Origin of the sequence: Streptococcus infantis (assembly GCF_047463175.1) — a bacterium.
GTDB lineage: Bacteria > Bacillota > Bacilli > Lactobacillales > Streptococcaceae > Streptococcus > Streptococcus infantis_AC.
Genome location: NZ_JASHEJ010000001.1, coordinates 252,438 through 276,366 on the forward strand (window position 1 = coordinate 252,438; position 23,929 = coordinate 276,366).

The following is a 23,929-nucleotide window of genomic DNA, read 5'->3' on the forward strand; positions in this document are numbered from 1 at the left end:
GATTTTTATGTATAGTATATCATTTCAAGAAGATTCACTCTTACCTAGAGAAAGATTAGTAAGAGAAGGAGTGGGAGCTCTGAGTAATCAGGAATTATTGGCTATATTATTACGAACAGGTACCAAACAAGCTAATGTTTTTGAAATTGCGCAGAAGGTTTTAAATCAACTGACATGTTTAACCGATCTAAAAAAAATGAGCCTACAGGAATTGCAGACTTTATCAGGTATAGGACGAGTTAAAGCTATCGAACTACAAGCCATGATTGAACTAGGCTATCGGATTCATAAACGTGAAACAGTAGAGATGGAGAGTATCCTTAGTAGTCGAAAGTTAGCGAAAAAGATGCAAGATGAACTAGGGGATAAAAAACAAGAGCACCTGGTGGCGCTCTATCTGAATACACAAAATCAAATTATTCATCAGCAAACCATTTTCATCGGATCTGCTACTAGAAGTATTGCTGAACCACGGGAAATTCTCCACTATGCCTTAAAGCATATGGCAACGTCTGTGATTCTGGTTCACAATCACCCATCAGGAGCAGTACTTCCTAGCCCCAACGATAATCATGTTACCAAGCTTGTTAAAGAAGCCTGTGAGTTAATGGGCTTGGTCTTATTAGACCATCTAATTGTCTCGCATTCTGATTACTTTAGTTACCGCGAGAAGACGGATATGATTTAAAAAACCTGTATTATATACAGGTTTTACAATTCATTGACCACATAGTCAAAAAGCGTTTTATCTTTTGGACGATTCTCAAAAAGAAATTCGGGATGCCATTGAACACCAAGATAAGGGAAGCCGTCCGTAGTTGTTACAGCCTCGATAATACCATCCTTAGGATCATGTGCTACAACCTTAAGATTGGGAGCTAAATCTTTGATGCTCTGATGGTGGAAAGAATTGATATGAGAGATTTCTCCATAGATTTCTCTTAGAATAGTACCTGGTTCGGTGACAAGTCGCTGAGTGGTGTATTCAGCGGAAGTATCTTGCCAATGATCTTCGATATCTTGATAAAGAGACCCGCCCATGGCTACGTTAAAAAGTTGAGTACCACGACAGATAGAAAAAATAGGTTTCTTTTGCTTGATTGCTTCTTTAATGAGGGCTAACTCAAAAATATCGCGTTGAAGGTGGTAATCGTCGCTATCAATAGCTTTTGGCTCACCATAGTATTTAGGGTCAACATTTTGTCCACCAGTTAAAATAAGTTTATCAATTAAACTAATGTAGTAACCGGCCATTTCTTCATCACCAATTGGTAGGATAATGGGGATACCTCCAGCTTCCTTAACTCCTTCCACAAAGCCTTTGGCAGCGTAACTCATCATAAGCTCATCGTCTGGATGGGCTTTTTCGTTTCCTGTAATCCCAATAACTGGTTTTTTCATAAATCAATTCGCTTTCTAATCCTCTTTTCGCATGAAATAGAGGAGGGTTTGAAGTTCGCTAGTAAGATCGACATACTGAACAACTACGTCTTTAGGAAGATGCAGGTGAACAGGAGAAAAACTGAGGATACCTTTGATACCAGCATCAACCAAAAGTTCCGCAACTTCTTGAGATTTAACACTAGGAACAGTAAGAATAGCAGTTTTAACATCACTATCCTTAATTTTGTCCTTTATTTGAGAGATTCCATAGATTGGAACACCGTCGGGTGTCTTGGTACCAACCTCAGGATGATCATCTAGGTCAAAAGCCATGATGATTTTCATTTTATTACGCTCATGAAAGCGGTAGTGGAGGAGGGCATGCCCCATATTTCCAATACCTACCAGCATAACATTGGTAATAGAATTATCATTTAAAAGATCAGCGAAAAAGTTCATGAGCTTTTTTACATCATAGCCAAATCCACGACGTCCAAGTTCGCCAAAGTAAGAGAAGTCACGACGAACAGTTGCAGAATCAATTCCAATCGCTTCTGCAATTTGTTTGGAATTAGCTCTTTCAATTTTCTCGGCATTAAATCTTTTAAAAATACGGTAATAGAGAGAAAGTCTCTTTGCTGTTGCTTTAGGAATAGCAGACTGTTTTTCTTTCACAAAATCACAACCTTTCTATCTACTATTTTATAGAAAGCTTGTGAAAATTGCAACAATAACGAAAAAAAACTAAGAAAATTCTTAGTTTATCTTCGTTTCGTGGTAAGTTCTTAAAAAGCGGTAGAGGTTACCTAGAAGCCCTTGATAGATTTCAACTCCATCATGTGTTAATGAAGTAATATGAGTAGTATCAGGTAGAGTTACACAACCCGATAGAGAGAGCATCAGAGCTTCATAGTCTTCATATTCTTGCACACGCTCTACTTGATAGGAGTCCTTGTAAGTTAATCGAAACATAATGACCTTCTATCTTTCGCTTTTTGTAAATACGCCACGTTCAACCAGGCTATCCATCAAAAAGTAGAATTTCTCTTGGTGGATATGAGTTTCTTCTGATTTGAAGATATCAACTAAACGTAGACCAAATTTATCAGTGATATTGATTTTTACACCAGTTAAGTCTTTGTTGATGATAATCTTAAGTTGGAATCCTTCTCCGCTATTTGGAACTTTTTCAAGTAGGCGCGTTAATTCATAGTTACCAACTTTAGTTTCAAAAAAAGTATTATCTTTAAGCGTAAATTTTTTAACAGTTGGACTAAGTGTGTATTCGTAACGACAATTTTTAAGTTTAATCGTTTGTTCAAATGCCATTAAGTTTATCCTCCGATGATATTTTTAAGAGTTTTAGCAAGAGTTATCATTTCTTGTTCTGTATTTTGAGGTGAAATGCTGACACGTACAGACTCGTGTAAGCGAGGAGATTCTTCTCCGTAGAAGGCTTGAAGAACATGACTGACCTGAACAACACCAGCTGTACAAGCAGAACCTGTTGAAATAGAAATACCTTCAAGGTCTAAACGAAGTAGTAGTAGATCGTTGCGTTGTCCCGGAAATCCGATATTTAGGACATAAGGGAGTTGCTCTTTACCTTGATTGAGATAATAGGTTGATCCAGCCATTTCACTTAGAAAAACTTTCTGTAGTTTTTGAACTTTATTAAAGTTAGCCTCAAGATGATCTATATCGTCCTTAAGAGCTGCAACCATACCTATAATTGCGGGAAGATTTTCTGTCCCTGCTCTTTTTTTCTGTTCTTGATCTCCACCATGAAGATAAGGATCAAAATCTGTAGAAGCAGCGTATAGGAAACCGATACCCTTTGGACCGTGAAATTTATGAGCAGAAGCACTGAGGAAATCTATCCCTAGTTCTTCAGGAAGAATCTCTAACTTCCCGACAGCTTGAACAGCATCTACATGATAAGCTGCTGAATGGACTTTTAAAATCTGACCAATTTCAGCGATTGGTAAAAGAGTGCCTGTTTCATTGTTAACATACATAGTTGAAACGAGAATAGTATCTTCACGCAGTGCATTTTTTACTTGATCTGCAGTGATTTCTTGATTGTCGGGTTTTAAAATAGTCACTTCAAACCCAAAATTTTCCACCAGATATTCAATTGGTTCAAGCACAGCATGATGCTCGATAGCAGTAGTAATAATGTGTTTCCCGCGATTTTGATGACGAAGACAGTAGCCGATAATAGCTGTATTATTACCTTCTGTACCACCAGAAGTGAAGAAAATGTGTTGGGGTTTTGTACCTAGTAAACCTCCTAACTCTTGACGGGCTTCACGTAATAATTTTCCTGCTTGACGCCCATGACCATGAATACTAGAAGGATTGCCATAAGTCTCCTGCATGACTTGAGTCATTGCTGAGATAGCTGCAGATGACATGGGTGTCGTAGCAGCATTATCTAAATAAATCAAAAACTCACCTAATTTCTATTTAAATTTAAATAGTGGACTAACTGGTTTTCTTTCATGAATACGAACCATGGCATCACCAATTAGTTCGCTTGCGGTAATATATTGTACATTCTTAGGTTTTTTACTTTCTGTCAATACAGAATCTGTAACCAAGACTTCCTTGATATTAGCTTCATCCAACAACTCCGCAGCACCGTTAACGAACAATCCATGGCTTGATACCGCGTAGATTTCAGTAGCACCATCGCGTTCCAAAATTTTAGCAGCTTCAGAGAAAGTACGGCCTGTATTAAGAATGTCATCGATTAAGATTGCTTTCTTACCTTCAACCTCTCCTATAATGTAACCTTGGCTACGTTCAGAATCATCTTGGGCATAGTCAATGATAGCAATCGGAGCATCAAGGTATTCAGCAAGGCTACGAGCACGTTTTACACCTGAGTTTTTAGGGCTGACAACAACCACATCTGGACCAGTTAAACCTTTATCAATGTAGTGTTTTGCAAATAGCGGAATTGTATAGAGGTTATCTACAGGAATATCAAAGAAACCTTGTACCTGAACAGCATGAAGGTCCAGTGTCAATACACGGCTAACCCCAGCTTTTACTAACATATTTGCAACAAGTTTAGCTGTAAGAGGTTCTCGAGAAGAAGCAATACGGTCTTGACGTGCATAACCAAAATAGGGCATGACAACATTAATTGTATTTGCACTGGCGCGGACACAAGCATCGACTGTGATTAAAAGTTCCATTAAATGATTGCTAACTGGATAAGAAGTAGACTGAATGATGTAAACATCATATCCACGTACACTTTCTTCAATGTTAACTTGGATTTCTCCATCGGAGAATTGACGTGATGACAACTTTCCAAGTGGAACACCTGCAGCATCTGCAATTTTTTGAGCTATTTCATGATTGGATGAAAGTGAAAAAAGCTTCATATTTTTTGTATCTGACATTGATAAACCGTCCTCTATAAACTAAGTAAATCGGTGAAAAAACATTTTTAAAGGAAAGTGTTTTCTTTCACAGATTCTATTATTTTTTATCTCTTCTATTTTATCAAAAAAAGAAGAGAATTTCAGTTTTTTTTCATATTTTCTATAAATCTCACTAATTTAGAAGGAGCTTTCTTGTAATGAATATCATTGGCTTGTAAAAACTCCTTAAAATCAAGACTTCCTTGGTCACCATTCTCAACTTCTAGCTCTAGTTCATAATCTACAATATCGAAGTAGCGGCTTTGATCAAGCGCCATGAGTCCAATTGCTGTTTCTTTTTCGTAACGAACAGTAGTTAGGCAACCTAAAACCACCCAACCACTTGTTGAAAGTCCACGGCTAGTTAGTTCTTCTAGAATCATCCCCTGAGGAAGTTTACAATTTTCAAGACAATATTTAGCTTCCTCAAGAGTAAGGGATTGGTTGTATTCCATATTTCCGACTTCTTGAGGAATCTTAATAGTCAATTCAGCGCTTGTATCGAACGTACGAATGCGCATAGCAATTTTATGTTGGCGAAGATAAAAATCAGGCGTATCTAGGTAGTAATTTCTTTGTGTAACAGGAGTGACTTCAGAAAATTGAGCCAGCAATCGATCATATTCTTCTTTACTGAGAAGTGTTTTCATTTCTATTTCTAAATGTTTCATTTTTACAACCTTTTCTTTATATTTGAAAGCGATTTATGGTATAATAAGCATTGTATTTATTGTATATGATTTTCATGAGAAAATCAAAAACTAGATAAATGAAACTGCATAGAGAATTGGACGTAAGAGTTATATGATTACAGAATGGGAAGAATTTTTAGATCCTTACATTCAAGCTGTCGGAGAATTAAAAATAAAACTCCGAGGAATCCGAAAACAATATAGAAAACAAAACCGACATTCTCCAATCGAGTTTGTCACGGGTCGGGTGAAACCGATTGAAAGTATCAAAGAAAAAATGGCACGTCGGGGTATTGGCTATGACACACTTGAACAGGATTTGCAAGATATTGCAGGTTTACGTGTCATGGTTCAATTTGTAGACGACGTAAACGAGGTTGTTTCTATCCTTCGTAAAAGACAGGATATGAGAGTTGTTCAAGAACGTGATTATATCAATCATCGTAAGGCGTCAGGTTATCGTTCTTACCATGTGATTATAGAGTATACGGTTGATACCATTTATGGCGCGAAAACGATTCTAGTTGAGATTCAAATTCGTACCTTGGCTATGAACTTTTGGGCGACAATCGAACATTCACTCAACTATAAATATCAAGGAGATTTCCCAGAGGAAATCAAAGAAAGGCTTGAGATTACTGCCAGAATTTCTCATCAGCTAGACGAAGAAATGAGTAAAATACGTGCTGATATTCAGGAAGCACAAGCGCTCTTTGATCCTTTGCACAGAAAGTTAAATGACGGGGTAGGAAACAGTGACGATACCGATGAAGAATACAGGTAAACGAATTGACCTAATTGCCAACCGTAAACCTCAGAGTCAGAAAGTTCTATTTGAGTTAAAAGACCGATTAAAAAAGAATAATTTTATCCTGAATGATAAAAATCCAGATATTGTCGTTTCTATTGGTGGGGATGGCATGTTGTTGTCTGCGTTTCACAAGTATGAAAATCAACTGGATAAGGTTCGGTTTATTGGAGTGCATACTGGACATTTAGGTTTTTATACGGATTATCGTGATTATGAGTTGGACCAATTGGTCACAAATTTACAATTGGATAATGGAGCTCGTGTTTCTTATCCACTATTAAGTGTTAAAATCTTTCTCGAAAACGGTGAAGTCAAGTCTTTCCGAGCACTAAATGAAGCTAGCATTCGTCGAGCGGATCGTACAATGGTTGCCGATGTCATTATTAACCATGTTCCCTTCGAACGCTTTCGTGGTGACGGCCTAACTGTTTCAACGCCGACTGGAAGTACTGCTTATAATAAATCACTTGGTGGAGCAGTACTGCACCCGACCATAGAGGCCCTACAATTAGCTGAAATTGCTAGTTTGAACAACAGAATCTACCGCACACTTGGTTCTTCAATCATTGTTCCAAAAAAAGACAAGATAGAATTGATACCGACTCGAAATGACTATCACACAATCTCAATCGATAATAGTATTTATTCTTTCCGAAATATTGAGAAAATAGAGTATCAGATTGATCACCACAAGATTCATTTTGTAGCCACGCCGAGCCACACCAGTTTTTGGAATCGTGTTAAAGATGCCTTTATTGGTGAGGTGGACGAATGAGGTTTCAGTTTATTGCCGACGAACATGTCAAGGTCAAAACCTTTCTGAAAAAACATGAAGTTTCAAAAGGGTTACTTGCCAAGATTAAGTTTCGAGGTGGTGATATTCGAGTAAACGGGCATCCGCAGAATGCAACCTATCTCTTAGATATCGGAGATGAAGTCGTCATTGATATTCCGCCAGAGGAAGGATTCGAGACACTTGAAGCAATTGATTATCCTCTAGATATTCTATTTGAAGATGATCATTTCTTGATTATCAACAAACCCTTTGGAGTCGCTTCAATCCCTAGTGTCAATCATTCCAATACCATTGCCAACTTTATCAAAGGTTACTATGTAAAACAAAACTATGAGAATCAGCAGGTTCATATTGTGACTCGGCTTGATAGAGATACCTCTGGATTGATGCTTTTTGCTAAACACGGCTATGCGCATGCCAGATTAGATAAACAGTTGCAAAAAAAAGCTATCGAAAAGCGTTATTACGCCCTAGTCAAGGGAGATGGTCATCTAGAACCTCAGGGAGAAATCATCGCTCCGATAGCCCGAGATGAAGATTCTATCATCACTCGACGAGTAGCAAAGGGTGGAAAATATGCCCATACGTCCTATCAAGTCGTGGCATCTTATGGGAATATTCACTTAGTTGATATTCGTCTCCACACCGGGAGAACCCACCAGATTCGGGTTCATTTCTCGCATATTGGATTTCCGTTACTTGGAGATGATCTTTATGGGGGAAGCTTAGAACATGGCATCCAACGCCAGGCTCTACATTGTCATTACTTATCGTTCTATCATCCTTTCTTAGAAGAGCAGTTAGAGCTAGAATGCCCACTGCCGGATGATTTCGACACACTTATTACACAGTTATCAAATAATAATTTATCTTAAAAGGAGTCAAAACTCATGGAAGTTTTTGAAAGTTTGAAAGCCAACCTAGTTGGTAAAAATGCTCGCATCGTTCTACCTGAAGGTGAAGAACCACGTATCCTACAAGCAACGAAGCGCTTGGTAAAAGAAACAGAAGTTATCCCTGTACTCCTAGGAAACCCTGACAAGATTAAAATCTATCTCGAAATCGAAGGAATTACAGAAGGTTACGAAGTCATCAATCCAGAACATTACCCACAATTTGAAGATATGGTAGCTTCACTTGTTGAACGTCGTAAAGGAAAAATGACAGAAGAAGAAGCGAGAGAAGTACTCATCAACGATGTTAACTACTTTGGTGTTATGTTAGTTTATATGGGCTTAGTTGATGGTATGGTTTCAGGAGCTATTCACTCTACAGCTTCAACAGTTCGTCCAGCTCTTCAAATCATTAAGACTCGTCCTAATGTGAGCCGTACATCAGGTGCCTTCCTTATGGTTCGTGGCACTGAACGTTACTTGTTTGGTGACTGTGCTATCAATATTAACCCAGATGCTGATGCCCTAGCTGAAATTGCTATTAACTCTGCTATCACTGCTAAAATGTTTGGTATCGAACCTAAGATTGCTATGCTTAGCTATTCAACTAAGGGGTCAGGTTTTGGTGAAAGTGTTGACAAGGTTGTTGAAGCAACTAAAATCGCACACGACTTGCGTCCTGACCTTGAAATCGATGGTGAGTTGCAATTTGACGCTGCCTTTGTTCCAGAAACTGCAGCTCTTAAAGCACCAGGAAGTAATGTAGCTGGACAAGCTAATGTCTTTATCTTCCCAGGTATTGAAGCTGGTAACATTGGTTACAAGATGGCAGAACGTCTAGGGGGATTTGCTGCAGTTGGACCTGTTTTGCAAGGACTTAACAAACCAGTAAATGACCTTTCACGTGGATGTAACTCTGACGATGTTTACAAACTAACTCTAATTACAGCAGCACAAGCTGTTCATCAATAAGACTGAAATCCCTCTTTCCCTCTTGGTAAAGGGGGATTCCCCTTTTTTAAAGACATAATTCATCTGCAAAATTAGCCAAAATATGGTAAAATAGTCAGTAATCATCTATGTTTTATAGAATAAGTTTGTATGAAGAAAAGGAAATAAAATGGCAACTATTCAATGGTTTCCTGGACATATGTCAAAGGCGCGTCGTCAGGTCCAGGAAAATTTAAAATTTGTTGATTTTGTGACAGTTTTAGTAGATGCACGATTGCCCTTGTCTAGTCAAAATCCGATGCTGACTAAAATCATCGGGGACAAACCAAGGTTATTGATTCTAAACAAGGCAGACCTTGCAGACCCAGCATTAACAAAAGAGTGGCGTCAGCACTTTGAATCACAAGGTATTCAGACACTTGCTATCAACTCTAAGGAACAAATAACAGTAAAAGTAGTAACGGATGCTGCTAAGAAACTCATGGCAGACAAGATTGCTCGTCAAAAAGAACGTGGAATTCAAATTGAGACCTTGCGTACCATGATTATCGGGATACCAAACGCTGGTAAATCGACTCTGATGAACCGTTTAGCTGGTAAGAAAATTGCTGTTGTTGGTAATAAACCTGGTGTTACTAAGGGTCAACAATGGCTTAAAACCAATAAGGACCTTGAAATCTTGGATACTCCAGGGATTCTTTGGCCTAAATTCGAAGATGAAACCGTAGCACTAAAACTTGCCCTTACGGGAGCAATTAAGGATCAGTTACTTCCAATGGATGAGGTAACGATTTTCGGTCTCAATTACTTTAAAACCCATTATCCTGAAAAGCTTCAAGAACGTTTTAAACAAATGAATCTGGACGATGAGGCTCCAGAGATTATCATGGACATGACGCGTATCCTTGGTTTCCGTGATGATTACGATCGTTTTTACAATCTCTTTGTCAAAGAAGTTCGTGATGGAAAACTTGGTAATTACACATTAGATACATTGGATGATCTCAATGGCAACGATTAAAGAAATAAAAGAAGTATTAGCAAAGATAACTGATCTTGAAAGTCCCTTTTTTAAGGAATTTGAAAAAGATTCTCGTTCAGGTGTACAAAAGGAAATTGAAAAGCGTAAAAAGGCCATCCAAGCAGAAATGGATGAAAATCTTCGCTTAGAAGCCATGCTTCGATATGAAAAAGATCTATATAGTAAAGGGATATCTCTAATTGCAGGTGTAGATGAAGTTGGACGTGGTCCGCTAGCTGGTCCAGTGGTGGCTGCTGCAGTGATTTTACCTCAAAATTGTAAAATTAAAGGTTTAAATGACAGCAAAAAAATTCCTAAGAAAAAACACGAGGAGATTTTTCAGGCTGTCAAAGAGAATGCCCTAGCAATCGGTATCGGGATTATGGACAATCAAGTCATTGACCAAGTCAATATTTATGAAGCGACGAAACTAGCCATGAAGGAAGCTATCTCACAACTTGAACCTCAGCTAGAACATCTTTTGATTGATGCTATGAAATTAGATTTGCCGATTTCTCAGACATCCATCATCAAAGGGGATGCCAACTCCTTATCTATTGCAGCAGCATCGATTATAGCTAAAGTTACCAGAGATAAGATCATGGCAAACTATGACCAAGAATTTCCAGGTTATGATTTTTCTCAAAATGCTGGCTATGGAACTGCTAAGCATCTAGAAGGAATTGAAAAGCACGGTGTCACACCTATTCATCGCACCAGTTTTGAACCGATTAAAACGATCGTTTCAGAAACTAATAAAAGATAATTAAAGGAGAGAATTATGGAGGAACAGTCGGAAATACTTAGTTCCAAGAAAGAATTTGCTTTCGCGTCCAGTACGATCTTAGCTCAAGTTGGGCGAGGTATTATTGTCGGATTAGTCGTAGGAATTATTGTAGGATCATTTCGATTTTTGATAGAAAAAGGCTTTCATATCGTTCAAGGATTTTATCAAGACCAAGAAAATCTGATACGGAATCTATTGATTATTTTATTGTTTTATATCCTCATTTGCTTACTTAGTGCCAAATTAACACGTTCAGAAAAAGATATCAAAGGTTCTGGTATTCCTCAAGTTGAAGCGGAGTTAAAAGGTCTCATGTCTCTCAACTGGTGGAGTATCCTTTGGAAGAAATACATTCTAGGCATTTTGGCCATTGCGAGTGGGCTTATGCTCGGTCGTGAAGGTCCCAGTATTCAGCTAGGTGCCGCTGGAGGAAAAGGAATTGCTAAATGGCTCAAGTCTAGCCCTGTTGAGGAGCGTTCTTTGATTGCTAGCGGAGCTGCGGCTGGTCTTGCTGCAGCCTTTAATGCACCGATTGCGGGGTTATTATTTGTAGTAGAAGAAGTCTATCACCATTTTTCAAGATTCTTCTGGGTTTCTACCTTGGCTGCTAGTCTAGTAGCAAACTTCGTTTCCCTTCTCATCTTTGGTTTAACTCCTGTGCTTGATATGCCGGATGATATCCCTCTCATGAGTCTAAGCCAGTATTGGATTTACCTGATTATGGGAATTTTTCTTGGACTCTCAGGTTTTCTTTATGAAAAAGCTGTTCTGAATGTCGGAAAAGTATATGATTGGATTGGTCAAAAGATTCATCTGGATAAGGCCTATTATCCTATTCTAGCCTTTCTCCTTATCATTCCAGTAGGAATCTTCCTACCACAAATACTTGGTGGGGGAAATCAGGTTGTCTTATCCTTAACAGAACAAGATTTTAGTTTTCAAATTCTCTTCATTTACTTCATCATTCGCTTTATCTGGAGCATGATCAGTTACGGAAGTGGACTTCCTGGTGGAATTTTCCTACCTATTTTAGCTTTAGGATCCTTACTTGGAGCTCTGGTCGGTGTTATTTGTGTCAATCTTGGTCTTGTTAGCCAGCAGCAATTCCCTATCTTTGTGATTCTTGGAATGAGTGGTTATTTTGGTGCTATCTCAAAAGCACCTTTGACAGCTATGATTCTTGTGACTGAGATGGTCGGTGATATCCGTAATCTCATGCCTTTAGGTATGGTGACCCTAGTTGCCTATATTGTTATGGATCTGCTCAAAGGAGCGCCCGTCTATGAAGCCATGCTAGAAAAAATGTTACCTGAATCAGCAACTGATGATGGAGAAATTACACTAATTGAAATTCCAGTATCAGACAAAATAGCTGGTAAGCAAGTACATGAACTCAATTTACCACACAATGTGCTCATCACAACCCAGGTACATAATGGTAAGAGTAAGACAGTTAATGGATCTACAAGGATGTATCTAGGTGATATGATTCATCTCGTGATTCCAAAAAGTGAAATTGGAAAAGTGAAAGATTTATTGTTGTAGGATTAGTTATTTACATAAATTATATTATGTCTTGTATATTAGTGGTCTAAGATTAGTAATTAAAATGATAGACCGAATCATATGAATCAAAACTCGATTCCTAAATAATGGTATCGAGTTTTTATATTGTATTCTAATAAACTTAAACTGTAGAAGCCTTAGAAATTTTTTAAGTCAATAAATTAATGATCAATAATTCAGTTAGCCAATCTATTCGTTTTTTAGAATTATATAGCTTATTTGAACATTCCTAAATCTCCTCTATAACATCTTTCCGAAAAACTATAATTTTCTTGAAAAATATATGTGGATATGCTATACTACTAGTATAGAAAGATTTGGAGAAAAACATGAAACGCGAGATCTTATTAGAACGGATTGATAAACTCAAACAGGTCATGCCTTGGTACGTTTTAGAATATTACCAATCAAAACTGGCCGTTCCATATAGTTTTACGACCTTATACGAATACTTAAAAGAATACGATCGATTTTTCACCTGGGTCTTAGAATCTGGTATATCAGATGCTGACACCATGGCTAATATCCCTTTAGAGGTTCTGGAGCACATGACCAAGAAAGACATGGAATCCTTTATCCTTTACTTGCGTGAACGTCCTCTGCTCAATGCCAATACGACGAAAAACGGGGTTTCTCAAACAACCATTAACCGTACCCTTTCGGCACTTTCTAGCCTTTATAAGTATTTGACTGAGGAGGTTGAAAATGAACAAGGTGAACCTTATTTCTATCGCAATGTCATGAAGAAGGTTGCTACCAAGAAAAAGAAAGAAACCTTGGCTGCGCGAGCTGAAAATATCAAGCAAAAGCTCTTTTTAGGGGATGAAACAGAGGGATTTTTGAATTATATAGATGAGGAATACCCTAAAACTCTCTCAAATCGAGCCTTATCGTCCTTTAACAAGAATAAGGAGCGAGATTTAGCCATCATTGCACTCCTTCTCGCTTCTGGTGTTCGTCTCTCCGAAGCAGTTAACCTTGATCTTCGAGACCTCAATCTTAAGATGATGGTGATTGACGTCACTCGTAAAGGCGGAAAACGTGACTCGGTTAATGTCGCTGCCTTTGCTAAACCTTATTTAGAACAATATCTCGCTATTCGAGACAAGCGTTATAAGACAGAAAAAACCGATACAGCCCTCTTTTTAACCTTGTATCGAGGTGTTCCAAACCGGATTGATGCTTCTAGTGTTGAAAAGATGGTGGCCAAGTATTCAGAAGACTTTAAAGTCCGTGTAACTCCCCACAAACTGCGCCATACTCTTGCAACTCGTCTCTATGATGCAACCAAATCCCAAGTTTTGGTCAGTCATCAGCTAGGACATGCTAGCACACAAGTTACCGACTTGTATACGCATATCGTTAATGACGAACAGAAAAATGCCTTGGATAGCTTATAAGATACATAACATAAATTATGTAAATAATAGATACAAAAAAAGAAGCTGGAAAAAACCAACTTCTTTTTTTGTTTATTCAACAACAGCTTCAGCAATTTCTTCTGCAGTAATTCCTGCGAAGTAACGGCCTAAGTTAATAGTTTGAAGTGCTTTAAGGACATCTTCGCGTTCATATTTCACTCCACGAAGGACATCTTCTACTGCTGCTACGTCTTCGATACCAAAGAAGTCACCATAAATCTTGATGTCTTGAATTTTTGACTCAATAACATTCGCAAAGATTTCAACCTTACCGCTTGGGAATTTAGTTCCTCGACGGACGTTATACTCTGGTGATTTACCATAGTTCCAGTCCCAAGTTCCAAACTTAGTTTCTTTGATGCGATTGATTTCAGCCAATTCTTCATCTGAGAATACATACTCAGTCATCTCAGGGTATTCTTTTTTCATGTATTCCAAGAGTAAGTCACGGAATTCTTCAACAGTGATCTTTTCTGGCAACTCATCGATAATATTAGTTACTCGAGCACGGACTGATTTAACTCCTTTAGACTCGAACTTATCTTTAGATACTTTAAGTGCGTTAGCTAGGACTGACAAATCCACGTCAAAGAGAAGACAACCATGGTGCATGATACGGCCATTGATATAGGCTTGAGCATTACCACAGAATTTCTTACCGTCGATTTCTAAGTCGTTACGACCTGTAAATTCAGCCTTAACACCAAGTTGAGCTAGTGTATTGATAACTGGAGTTGAGAAGCTCTTGAAGTCAAAAGCCTTGTTTTCATCTTCTTTTGAGATGATCGTGTAGTTGAGGTTATTTAAATCGTGGTAAACAGCTCCACCACCGCTAATACGGCGGACCACCTCAATACCGTTTTCGCGTACATAGTCACGGTTAATTTCTTCAATCGTATTTTGGTGACGACCGACAATGATAGATGGTTTGTTAATCCAAAGCAGGAAGATTTGATCCTCATCCAAAAGGTGTTTAAAGGCATATTCTTCCAAGGCGATATTAAAAGCAGTGTCGTTTGAATGATTGATAATGTATTTCATAAGATACCTTCTAATACGATAGAGACTGGAAAATAATTCCAGTCTAGTCTATCTATTTTTATTTTTTCTTAGGTGAATGGATAGCCATTCCAAGAACATCAGCAAATGCTTCGTACATAACTTCAGAGTATGTTGGGTGACCGTGGATTGTCTTAAGCATTTCTTCAACAGTGATTTCCATTTCGATGATGCTTGACGCTTCATTGATCAATTCAGCAGCTGCAGGACCAATGATGTGAACACCAAGGATTTCACCATATTTCTTGTCTGCAATGACTTTAACAAATCCTTGAGCAGCATCTGATGCGATTGCACGTCCGTTTGCGGCAAAGTTGAATTTACCGATTTGGACATCATATTTCTCACGAGCTTGTTCTTCAGTCAAACCAACTGCTGCTACTTCTGGAAGTGTGTAAATAGCTGCAGGAGTCAAGTTCAATTTAGCAACATGGTGATTTCCTTTAAGGGCATTTTCAGCCGCTACTTCACCCATACGGAAGGCAGCGTGGGCCAACATCTTAGTACCATTGATATCACCTGGTGCATAAATACCAGGAACAGAAGTTTCCATGTACTCGTTAACCTTGATACGACCACGGTCTAACTCAAACTCAACTTCTCCGATTCCTTCAAGATCTGGAACACGACCGATTGAAAGAAGAGCTTTATTTGCGATGATATCATCTTTTCCTTCAACTTTGATACGGAGTTTGCCATCTTCTTCAATGATTTCTTGAAGTTTAGTACCTGTCAAGATAGTCATACCTTTGCGTTCAAGAATCAAGCGAAGGTTTTTAGATACTTCTGCATCCATTGCTGGAACAATGCGATCCATCATTTCGATAACAGTAACTTTTGAACCAAATGTCATGAAGGCTTGACCAAGCTCAATACCGACAACTCCACCACCAATGATCACGAGGCTTTCTGGTACTTCATTCATTTCAAGGATATCGTCACTAGTCATAACAAGTGATGATTCCATTCCAGGAACGTTAATCTTGCTTACTTTTGAACCACCAGCAAGGATAATCTTCTTAGTTTCAAGCAATTCAGAACCATTTACCAAGACATTCTTATCTTTAGTAATAGTACCGATACCCTTATGAACATCAACTCCATAGCTACGAAGAAGTCCTGCAACACCACCTACAAGGGTATTGACAACTTTAGATTTAGTTTCTAAAAGTTTCTCCATATCAACTGTGAAATTAGGATTTTCAATCACGATACCACGATTTGCTGCATGACCGATATTCTCGATAATTTCAGCGTTGTGAAGGTAAGTCTTAGTTGGGATACATCCACGGTTCAAACAAGTTCCACCAAGTTCAGATTTCTCAACAAGAGCAACCTTACCACCTAATTGAGCTGCTTTAATGGCAGAAACATAACCAGCAGGTCCTCCACCAATAACAACGATATTATAAGCATCATCGCTCTTACCATCATCGTTTGAAGCACTTGCTGCAGGTGCTGGGCTAGCTTCTGGTGCTGCTGCTCCAGCTGTTGGGATATTTTCCCCTTCTTCACCAAGATAACCGATAACTTCAGTAACAGGAACAGTCTCGCCGTCCCCTTTCAGGATAGCGATCAAGTAACCGTCTTCTTCTGCTTCCAATTCCATGCTGACTTTGTCAGTCATGATTTCCAAAAGGATTTCTCCTTCTTTTACAAATTCTCCGACTTTTTTATTCCATTGGACGATTTGTCCTTCTGTCATATCCACGCCGGCTTTTGGCATAATTACTTCTAAGGCCATATCTTACTTCCTCTATCTATATTTCTAAAACAAATACTTTAAACCAACATTGAGATTGGGTTTTCAATTAAAGCTTTCAAGTCTTTCATAAACTTAGCACCAGCCATACCATCTACGACACGGTGGTCAATTGTTAAACCAAGACTCATAATTGGACGAATCACGATTTCACCATTTACTACTACAGGTTTCTCAATTGTCGAGCTAACTCCAAGGATTGCTGAGTTCGGTTGGTTAATAATTGGACCAAACGATTGAACACCAAACATTCCCAAGTTACTGATAGTGAAGGTTGAATTTTGCAATTCGCTAGGAGCTAGTTTACCATCCAAAGTACGTCCGATAACATCTTTGAAGGCAACTACCAACTCAGACAAGCTCATTTTTTCAGCATTATAAACAACTGGCGTCATCAAACCATTATCCATTCCAACAGCCATCGCAAGGTTGACATAGTTGTGAGTGATAATTGTCTTACCATCTTCCGTTAATGAAGCGTTAATGTACGGGTGTTTCATAAGAGTCTTAACAACCGCAAGTGAAAGCAAGTCTGTAACGGTAATTTTCTTACCAGTTGCTTCCATGATTGGATCAAGGACTTTCTTACGAAGGGCAAGCATTTCAGACATATCGACATCGTAGTTAAGCGTGAAGGTTGGTGCAGTCAAGTATGATTCAACCATACGTTGAGCAATAACCTTACGCATCGGTGTCATTGGAATACGCTCGATTTCCCCATAAGGAGTTACGTTATCTGGAACTTCTTCCACTTTTTCAATCTGAGAAGGTGACTTAATCGTATCGTTTTCAATATTTTCCGGAAGGAAAGCTAAAACATCCTTCTTCATAATCTTACCACGATGACCAGTTCCTTGGATTTCCTGCCATGCAATGTTATGTTCAAGGGCAATTCGTTTTGCAAGTGGTGAAATGCGAACCACATTAGTGTCTTTAAATGTTTCCACGTCTTCTTTGTGGACACGACCGTTTGCGCCTGAGCCAGAAATATCGTAGAGATTAATTCCTAAATCATCCGCTAATTTTCTAGCTGCAGGAGTCGCTCTTAGCTTATCATCAGCCATGACCTCTCCTATTCTATACTAAGATATTAAGGACGTAGAGGGCAATGAAAAAATAGGAGATTGACGATGTGTTCGATGAACACAAGGAAATCTATCTTTTTTTCACAGACCTCCGTCCGAATTCAATTACATGATACTAAGGGCGTTAAAAGTCAAAGTGAAAATAGGAAACTTGACGAAGAAACTTTAGTTTCTAGGAAAGTTTATCTTTTTCACACAGACTTTAGCCCGTGCTCTAATCTAAGATATTAAGGACGTAGAGAACTTTGCATCTATTAGATACAAAGCTTCTCGTCTAATTTATTTACATAATTTATTTTATGTATTATTGTTTGTTGTGAGTTTTACGGATTGCATCTTTGATGCTTTCAACTGTCGGAATCATTGCATTTTCAAGATTTTGTGCGTAAGGCATCGGTACATCTTCACCTGCACAACGGCGAATAGGTGCATCTAAATAATCGAATGCTTCTGATTCTGAGATAATAGCTGAAATTTCACCGATAAAACCACTTGTCTTGTGGGCATCGTTGACAAGAACTACTTTTCCAGTTTTCTTAACTGAGTTAATGATGATGTCTTTATCAAGCGGAACCAAAGTACGTGGGTCTACAACTTCTACTGAGATGCCTTCTTCAGCCAATTCTTCAGCTGCTTGCATGACACGACGAAGCATTTTACCGTATGTTACTACCGTTACATCAGTTCCTTCGCGTTTGATTTCTCCAACACCAAGTGGGATAGTATAGTCTGGATCAACAGGAACTTCACCTTTTTGGTTAAATTCTGATTTATATTCAAGAATGATAACAGGGTTGTTGTCACGGATAGAAGACTTAAGAAGCCCCTTCATATCAGCTGGTGTACCTGGAGCTACAACCTTCAATCCTGGGATATGAGTAAACCAAGATTCCAATGATTGTGAGTGCTGAGCTGCAGAACCTACTCCGTTACCAGCAGCACAGCGGATTGTAATTGGTACTTGACCTTTACCACCAAACATGTAACGAGTTTTAGCTGCTTGGTTGACGATATTATCCATGGCAATAACAGAAAAGTCCATGAAAGTCATGTCAACGATTGGTCGAAGTCCAGTCATAGCAGCACCAGCAGCTGCTCCAGAAATAGCTGCTTCGGAAATCGGACAGTCACGAACACGTTCTGGTCCAAATTCTTCAAGCATACCTACAGATGTACCAAAGTCTCCACCAAAGACACCGACATCTTCACCCATCAATAGTACATTTTCGTCGCGACGCATTTCCTCAGACATTGCAAGGATAATGGTATCGCGGAAAGACATTAATTTTGTTTCCATATTTCTCTGCTTCTCCTTAGTCTGCGTAAATATCTTCAAAAGCTGATTCTAGTGGAGGGAATGGACTTTCTTCTGCAAACTTAACAGATGCTTCCACTGCTTCCTTGACCTGAGCTTGAATTTCTTCAAGTTCTTCTGCACTAGCAATTTTATTTTCAACAAGGTACTTGCGAAGGTTTTCGATTGGATCTTTTTCCTTCCACATATCGACTTCTTCACGTGTACGATATTTACCAGGGTCTGATGATGAGTGACCAAGCCAACGATAGGTTACACTTTCGATCAAGACAGGACCTTTACCAGAACGAACATGGTCAACTGCTTTCTTAAATCCTTCATAGACATCGATAACATTGTTACCGTCTTCGATAAACATTCCAGGAATACCGTAAGCAGCACTACGCTCATGGATATGCTTAACATTTGTCATTTTCTTAATATCAGCAGAGATTCCGTAACCGTTATTAATACAGTAGAAAATTACTGGAAGATTCCAAATTGAAGCCATATTAACAGCTTCGTGGAATACACCTTCATTCGTCGCTCCATCACCAAAGAAACAAACAACAATCTTGCCAGTGTTTTTCATTTGTTGAGTAAGAGCTGCACCTACTGCAATCCCCATACCACCACCTACGATACCGTTAGCACCAAGGTTCCCTGCATCAAGGTCGGCGATGTGCATTGATCCACCTTTACCTTTACAAGTTCCAGTATACTTACCAAGGATTTCAGCCATCATACCATTAAGGTCGATTCCTTTAGCAATGGCTTGTCCGTGACCACGGTGGTTCGATGTTATGAGGTCGTCTTCGTTTAGAGCTAACATAGCCCCAACGTTTGCAGCTTCCTCACCAACAGAAAAGTGCGTCATACCTGGCACTTTTCCTTTTTTTACTAATTGAGCAATTTTTAAATCCATACGACGAATTTCTTCCATCTTACGGAACATCTCAAGCAAAAGATTCTTATCTAAAGTTGACATAATCTTGCCTTTCTAAGTTTAATTTCTTATAGTTCTATTCTAACTTATAGGTTAACTAGAGTCAAAGATTATGCTTGATATTTTTTCACAATATAAAAAAAGAAAAGTCAATGAAATCAAGACTTTTCTTTACGTAAAATGGCTATTTCACAAAGTTATTTTTCAAGGATATTTTCACAAATTATTTGAATCTTTTCATAATAACTTGTAAACGCCACTGATAGAGTAATCCGCTGACAACTAAACTTACGATAAGACCTATCCAATATGAATAAGCATCGAGATTTGTTGAATAATCTAGAAATAAACCAAGAGGTATAGCAACTCCCCAGTATCCAAGGAGACCAAGGTAGAAAGGGATGACAGTATCTTTGTAGCCTCGTAAAATCCCTTGTAATGGTGCCGCAAATGTATCAGCTAACTGGAAAAATAAGCTATAGGTCATAAAACTAGCAGTCAGTTGAATAAACTCTGGATCATGACCATAGAGACTGGCAACATTTTCTCTAAACACATACAGAAAAGAAAGTGTTAAAATTGCGAATGCCATAGCTGATAGTCGTCCGATTTTTATGTATTTTTTAGCATCCTCTAGACGTTTAGCACCAACTTCGTAAGAAACAACAATAGCCATTGCTGTTGAAATGCTCATAGGAAAAGCGTACATGAGAGATGAAAAGTTCATGGCAGACTGATGACTAGCTATTATCAATGATGAAAACTTCGCCATAATCAAGCCAACGGCTGAAAAAATAGCAACTTCTGCAAATACAGTTCCACCAATAGGTAACCCCAGTTTTATCGCTTCTTTTATTTTATTCCTGTCTAAAGGTAGTCGGTTTTCTAAATGTAGTTCTTTTAATTTTTCTTGTTTAAGAAGGACGAGTATAGATATACCCAACAAGGCCCAATAAGCCATAGAGGTCCCAAGTCCCGCTCCAGCTCCTCCCAACTCAGGAAAACCAAAGGCACCATAAATCAATAAATAGTTAAAACCACTATTTAGAGGGAGTAATAAAAGCATCAAATACATGGACAACCTTGTTAACCCAAGCGCATCCAGTAACGAACGAATAACACTAAAGAGCAAGAGAGGAATAATCCCTATTGCTAAAAACCATAGATAACGAACTGCTATATTTGCTACCGCTACTTCTAATCCCATATTATTTAGAACTAGAGGAGCAACCAGAAAAACTAAAACAAATAGAAAAATGGATAAGCCAAGCGAAAGATAAAGAAACTGATAGAAATCAGAAGCCACTTCTTCTTTTTTTCCACGTCCTAAATGATGTCCAACTATAGGGACTAAGGCAGAAACAATACCTGTTAAAAAAGTAAAGAAAGGATTCCACAAGCTAGTAGCCATTGATACACCAGCTAAATCAATCGTATTATACTGGCCGGTCATGGTTGTATCGACAAAGGAAGCCGAATAATTTGCGAATTGATAAACCAAAATAGGGAAGAAAATCTTAAGAAATAAAATGAACTTGTCTTTAAAATGATGGGTTGGATACATACAGACTCTCTCTAAACTTAAATTTTATAGAGCAGTATTTCATCTAGTTTTTATAAACAATCTGTCCATTACAAATAGTGTATTTTACCTGCCCTTTTAAAGTTTCACCGATAAATGGTGAATTAGCTGCTTTAGAAGCAAAATGTGTGTCTACAATTCGGTCAGCTTTATCATCGAAAATCATAATATCAGCTGGACCATTTTCAGCCAAATATCCTGCTTCAAAATGATACAATTTAGCTGGATTATAGGTCATTTTTTCTAACAATTTCATCAAGCTTAGCTCACCAGCTTCGACTAAGTAAGTTAAACCAAGTGACAATGAAGTTTCCAGTCCTGTCATACCTGAAGGAGCTTTGGTGATATCTTCGACATTCTTTTCGTCTACATGGTGAGGCGCGTGATCTGTCGCAATTACTGAAATGACTCCAGATTTAAGCCCCTCAATAACTGCAAGGCGGTCAGACTCCAAGCGAAGTGGTGGATTCATCTTAGCATTACTTCCCTTAGTCAAGAGAAGCGCTTCGGTCTTTGAGAAATGTTGCGGTGCTACTTCTGCAGTTACGTTTGCTCCCAAACCTTGAGCGAACTCCACAACTTTAACACTTTCTTCCTTGGATAAGTGCTGGATATGAACATGGGCCTTGGTTGCATAGGCAATCATGACATCACGAGCTATCATTGCATACTCAGCGACTCCTGTAGCGCCACAAATATGGAAGTGTTCTTTAGCAATATTTTCATTAAAACCTAGCGTACCATTCAGACCAGGATCTTCCTCGTGTAAGCTGATAAAGGTATTGAGTTTTTTAGCCTCTTCCATAGCTTCCTTGACCACTTTACTGCTTTCAAGCGGAATACCATCATCTGAAAAACCAACGGCTCCAGCTTCTAAAAGCGCCTTAAAGTCAGTCAAGTCTTGGCCATTAAAGTTCTTGGTAATCGTTGCTACAGACTTAACATTAATTTTTTCCTTTGCCGCAGATTGAAGAACTTCCTGCAAAGTCTCAACATCGGAGATGGTTGGATTGGTATTAGCCATCATGACAACTGTCGTAAAACCACCAGCTGCTGCTGCTAGTGCACCTGTATGAATGTCTTCTTTATGAGTTTGACCAGGTTCACGGAAATGAACATGGATGTCCACCAAACCGGGTGCAACTACATGACCAGTTGCATCAATGACCTCTGCTTCTTTTTCACTAATTTGTGGTGCAATTTTGACAATTTTACCGTCTTCAACCAAGACATCACACACTTGATCCAAACCAGACTTAGGATCCATTACTCGACCATTTTTAATTAGTAACATCTGCTTTCTCCTTTATTCGTAGAAATCCACTTGGGTATCCAATAACTTATCACCATCATAAACAAATTTGGCTGAAAAGAAAGGCTTATCCTCTAAGAGCCACTCGACAAAGGTATGGTCCCCTTCCCAAGTCGGTTTGCTTAAAACCTCATCATAAGGAACCCATTCTAATGTCCCTTCATTACAGTCAATCAACTCCCCCTCAAACTCAGTTACCTTAAATACATAGGTGTACCAGTCTAAGTCTGGTGTGAACTCAGGAAAGGTGATTACACCTTTGAGAACTGGCTTAGCTTTCAATCCTGTTTCTTCTAAAATCTCGCGGGTCGCACATTCTTGTGGAGTTTCACCACGCTCTAACTTTCCACCTACACCGATCCATTTTCCTTCATGGACATCATTAGGCTTTTTATTGCGATGAAGCATGAGCAGTTCTTTTCCATTATCTATATAGCAAATCGTCGCTAACTGGGGCATATTCTCTCCTTATCTAAGCCAATCAATCGGCTCTTGTCCTGTCTCTGTTAAGAATGTATTGGCCTTGGAAAAAGGCTTGGAACCCCAAAATCCTCTGTAAACGGATAAGGGACTTGGATGGGCTGATTCGATAATCAGATGTTGAGGATTTGTTACCAATGACTTTTTCTTACGTGCATAAGCACCCCAGAGTACAAAGACTACAGGTCTATCTAGATTATTGACAACCAGAATCACGGCATCCGTGAAAGGCTCCCATATTTGACCAGCATGACCATTGGCCTTCCCAGCAGGAACGGTCAAGCAAGCATTGAGAAGTAAAACTCCCTGATCAGCCCAAGCTGTCAAATCATGGGATGCTTTAACTCCAATATCATCAGCAAGTTCTTTTAAAATATTTTGCAAAGAAGGAGGTGCTGGGATATTATTTGGAACAGAAAAACTCAAACCTTGAGCCTGACCAGGTCCGTGATAAGGATCCTGCCCAAGAATCACCACTTTAACCTCTTCAAGAGGAGTTGTCAAAAGAGCCTGAAAAACCTTTTCCTTGGCCGGATAGACAGTTCCTTGAGCATAAACCTGCTCCATAAAGTGATTGATTTTCCCAAAATAACCTTCCGGTAATTGCTCCTTAATCAAGGCGTGCCAAGATGAGTGTTCCATTGCTTTCTC

25 protein-coding genes are annotated in these 23,929 nt (G+C 38.8%); 9 read left to right on the top strand and 16 right to left on the bottom strand.

Going from position 1 to position 23,929, the window contains the following annotated elements:
• Positions 1-7 precede the first annotated feature (7 nt).
• Positions 8-688 (top strand): RadC family protein, encoded by a 681-nt coding sequence (gene radC / locus QM859_RS01335; RefSeq protein WP_414261840.1) that lies wholly within the window; start codon positions 8-10, stop codon positions 686-688.
• Positions 689-711: 23 nt separating this feature from the next.
• Here radC and QM859_RS01340 read toward each other — a convergent pair whose 3' ends face one another.
• From QM859_RS01340 to QM859_RS01370, 7 genes are all read right to left on the bottom strand, one after another.
• Complete coding sequence (locus QM859_RS01340) at positions 712-1,401, bottom strand: gamma-glutamyl-gamma-aminobutyrate hydrolase family protein (RefSeq protein ID WP_414261841.1); 690 nt, start codon at positions 1,399-1,401, stop codon at positions 712-714.
• 15 nt (positions 1,402-1,416) lie between these two features.
• Entirely contained in the window at positions 1,417-2,058 is a 642-nt protein-coding gene (locus QM859_RS01345; RefSeq protein WP_004252929.1) for a redox-sensing transcriptional repressor Rex, read from the bottom strand.
• Positions 2,059-2,139: 81 nt separating this feature from the next.
• Complete coding sequence (locus tag QM859_RS01350) at positions 2,140-2,355, bottom strand: DUF4649 family protein (RefSeq protein ID WP_004252933.1); 216 nt, start codon at positions 2,353-2,355, stop codon at positions 2,140-2,142.
• A 9-nt stretch (positions 2,356-2,364) separates the two neighbouring features.
• A complete protein-coding gene (locus QM859_RS01355; RefSeq protein WP_004252935.1) occupies positions 2,365-2,712 on the bottom strand; it encodes a DUF1831 domain-containing protein in 348 nt (115 codons plus the stop codon).
• A gap of 5 nt (positions 2,713-2,717) precedes the next feature.
• A complete protein-coding gene (locus tag QM859_RS01360; protein ID WP_414261843.1) occupies positions 2,718-3,833 on the bottom strand; it encodes a cysteine desulfurase family protein in 1,116 nt (371 codons plus the stop codon).
• Between the two features lie 15 nt (positions 3,834-3,848).
• A complete protein-coding gene (locus QM859_RS01365; protein ID WP_368909800.1) occupies positions 3,849-4,799 on the bottom strand; it encodes a ribose-phosphate diphosphokinase in 951 nt (316 codons plus the stop codon).
• A gap of 122 nt (positions 4,800-4,921) precedes the next feature.
• Complete coding sequence (locus QM859_RS01370) at positions 4,922-5,491, bottom strand: CYTH domain-containing protein (RefSeq protein WP_414261845.1); 570 nt, start codon at positions 5,489-5,491, stop codon at positions 4,922-4,924.
• Between the two features lie 133 nt (positions 5,492-5,624).
• Between QM859_RS01370 and QM859_RS01375 the strand changes: the two genes are divergently transcribed.
• From QM859_RS01375 to xerS, 8 genes are all read left to right on the top strand, one after another.
• On the top strand, positions 5,625-6,296 hold the full coding sequence (locus tag QM859_RS01375) for a GTP pyrophosphokinase (protein ID WP_006152168.1): 672 nt from the start codon (positions 5,625-5,627) through the stop codon (positions 6,294-6,296).
• A complete protein-coding gene (locus tag QM859_RS01380; protein ID WP_414261846.1) occupies positions 6,280-7,098 on the top strand; it encodes an NAD kinase in 819 nt (272 codons plus the stop codon). Before QM859_RS01375 ends, QM859_RS01380 begins: the two co-directional genes overlap by 17 nt.
• On the top strand, positions 7,095-7,994 hold the full coding sequence (locus tag QM859_RS01385; protein ID WP_414261848.1) for an RluA family pseudouridine synthase: 900 nt from the start codon (positions 7,095-7,097) through the stop codon (positions 7,992-7,994). Before QM859_RS01380 ends, QM859_RS01385 begins: the two co-directional genes overlap by 4 nt.
• 15 nt (positions 7,995-8,009) lie before the next feature.
• On the top strand, positions 8,010-8,984 hold the full coding sequence (gene pta, locus QM859_RS01390) for a phosphate acetyltransferase (protein WP_070678924.1): 975 nt from the start codon (positions 8,010-8,012) through the stop codon (positions 8,982-8,984).
• Positions 8,985-9,132: 148 nt separating this feature from the next.
• A complete protein-coding gene (gene ylqF / locus QM859_RS01395; protein ID WP_006151811.1) occupies positions 9,133-9,984 on the top strand; it encodes a ribosome biogenesis GTPase YlqF in 852 nt (283 codons plus the stop codon).
• Positions 9,971-10,750, top strand: coding sequence for a ribonuclease HII (locus tag QM859_RS01400; RefSeq protein WP_414261851.1), 780 nt, complete (start codon positions 9,971-9,973; stop codon positions 10,748-10,750). The genes ylqF and QM859_RS01400 overlap by 14 nt, the downstream gene beginning before the upstream one ends.
• A 15-nt stretch (positions 10,751-10,765) precedes the next feature.
• Complete coding sequence (locus tag QM859_RS01405; RefSeq protein ID WP_414261853.1) at positions 10,766-12,316, top strand: ClC family H(+)/Cl(-) exchange transporter; 1,551 nt, start codon at positions 10,766-10,768, stop codon at positions 12,314-12,316.
• Between the two features lie 350 nt (positions 12,317-12,666).
• Complete coding sequence (gene xerS / locus QM859_RS01410; RefSeq protein ID WP_006151847.1) at positions 12,667-13,737, top strand: tyrosine recombinase XerS; 1,071 nt, start codon at positions 12,667-12,669, stop codon at positions 13,735-13,737.
• A 72-nt stretch (positions 13,738-13,809) separates the two neighbouring features.
• Here xerS and QM859_RS01415 read toward each other — a convergent pair whose 3' ends face one another.
• From QM859_RS01415 to QM859_RS01455, 9 genes are all read right to left on the bottom strand, one after another.
• Positions 13,810-14,799, bottom strand: coding sequence for a lipoate--protein ligase (locus QM859_RS01415; RefSeq protein ID WP_311522293.1), 990 nt, complete (start codon positions 14,797-14,799; stop codon positions 13,810-13,812).
• Between the two features lie 58 nt (positions 14,800-14,857).
• On the bottom strand, positions 14,858-16,561 hold the full coding sequence (lpdA, locus tag QM859_RS01420; protein ID WP_414261854.1) for a dihydrolipoyl dehydrogenase: 1,704 nt from the start codon (positions 16,559-16,561) through the stop codon (positions 14,858-14,860).
• A gap of 38 nt (positions 16,562-16,599) precedes the next feature.
• Positions 16,600-17,643, bottom strand: coding sequence for a dihydrolipoamide acetyltransferase (locus tag QM859_RS01425; protein ID WP_004253723.1), 1,044 nt, complete (start codon positions 17,641-17,643; stop codon positions 16,600-16,602).
• A gap of 325 nt (positions 17,644-17,968) precedes the next feature.
• Entirely contained in the window at positions 17,969-18,961 is a 993-nt protein-coding gene (locus QM859_RS01430) for an alpha-ketoacid dehydrogenase subunit beta (protein ID WP_006152177.1), read from the bottom strand.
• A 16-nt stretch (positions 18,962-18,977) separates the two neighbouring features.
• Entirely contained in the window at positions 18,978-19,946 is a 969-nt protein-coding gene (locus QM859_RS01435; protein ID WP_070460439.1) for a thiamine pyrophosphate-dependent dehydrogenase E1 component subunit alpha, read from the bottom strand.
• A gap of 181 nt (positions 19,947-20,127) precedes the next feature.
• Entirely contained in the window at positions 20,128-21,468 is a 1,341-nt protein-coding gene (locus tag QM859_RS01440; RefSeq protein WP_414261855.1) for an MATE family efflux transporter, read from the bottom strand.
• 43 nt (positions 21,469-21,511) lie between these two features.
• The gene (locus QM859_RS01445; RefSeq protein ID WP_414261856.1) at positions 21,512-22,780 is read right to left on the bottom strand and encodes a dihydroorotase; all 1,269 of its coding nucleotides are present in this window, start codon (positions 22,778-22,780) and stop codon (positions 21,512-21,514) included.
• A 12-nt stretch (positions 22,781-22,792) separates the two neighbouring features.
• Positions 22,793-23,257 (bottom strand): NUDIX hydrolase, encoded by a 465-nt coding sequence (locus QM859_RS01450; protein WP_016465828.1) that lies wholly within the window; start codon positions 23,255-23,257, stop codon positions 22,793-22,795.
• 9 nt (positions 23,258-23,266) lie between these two features.
• Positions 23,267-23,920 carry a uracil-DNA glycosylase gene (locus QM859_RS01455; RefSeq protein WP_414261857.1) on the bottom strand — a complete coding sequence of 218 codons (654 nt, stop codon included), beginning with the start codon at positions 23,918-23,920 and terminating at the stop codon, positions 23,267-23,269.
• Between the last annotated feature and the right edge of the window lie 9 nt (positions 23,921-23,929).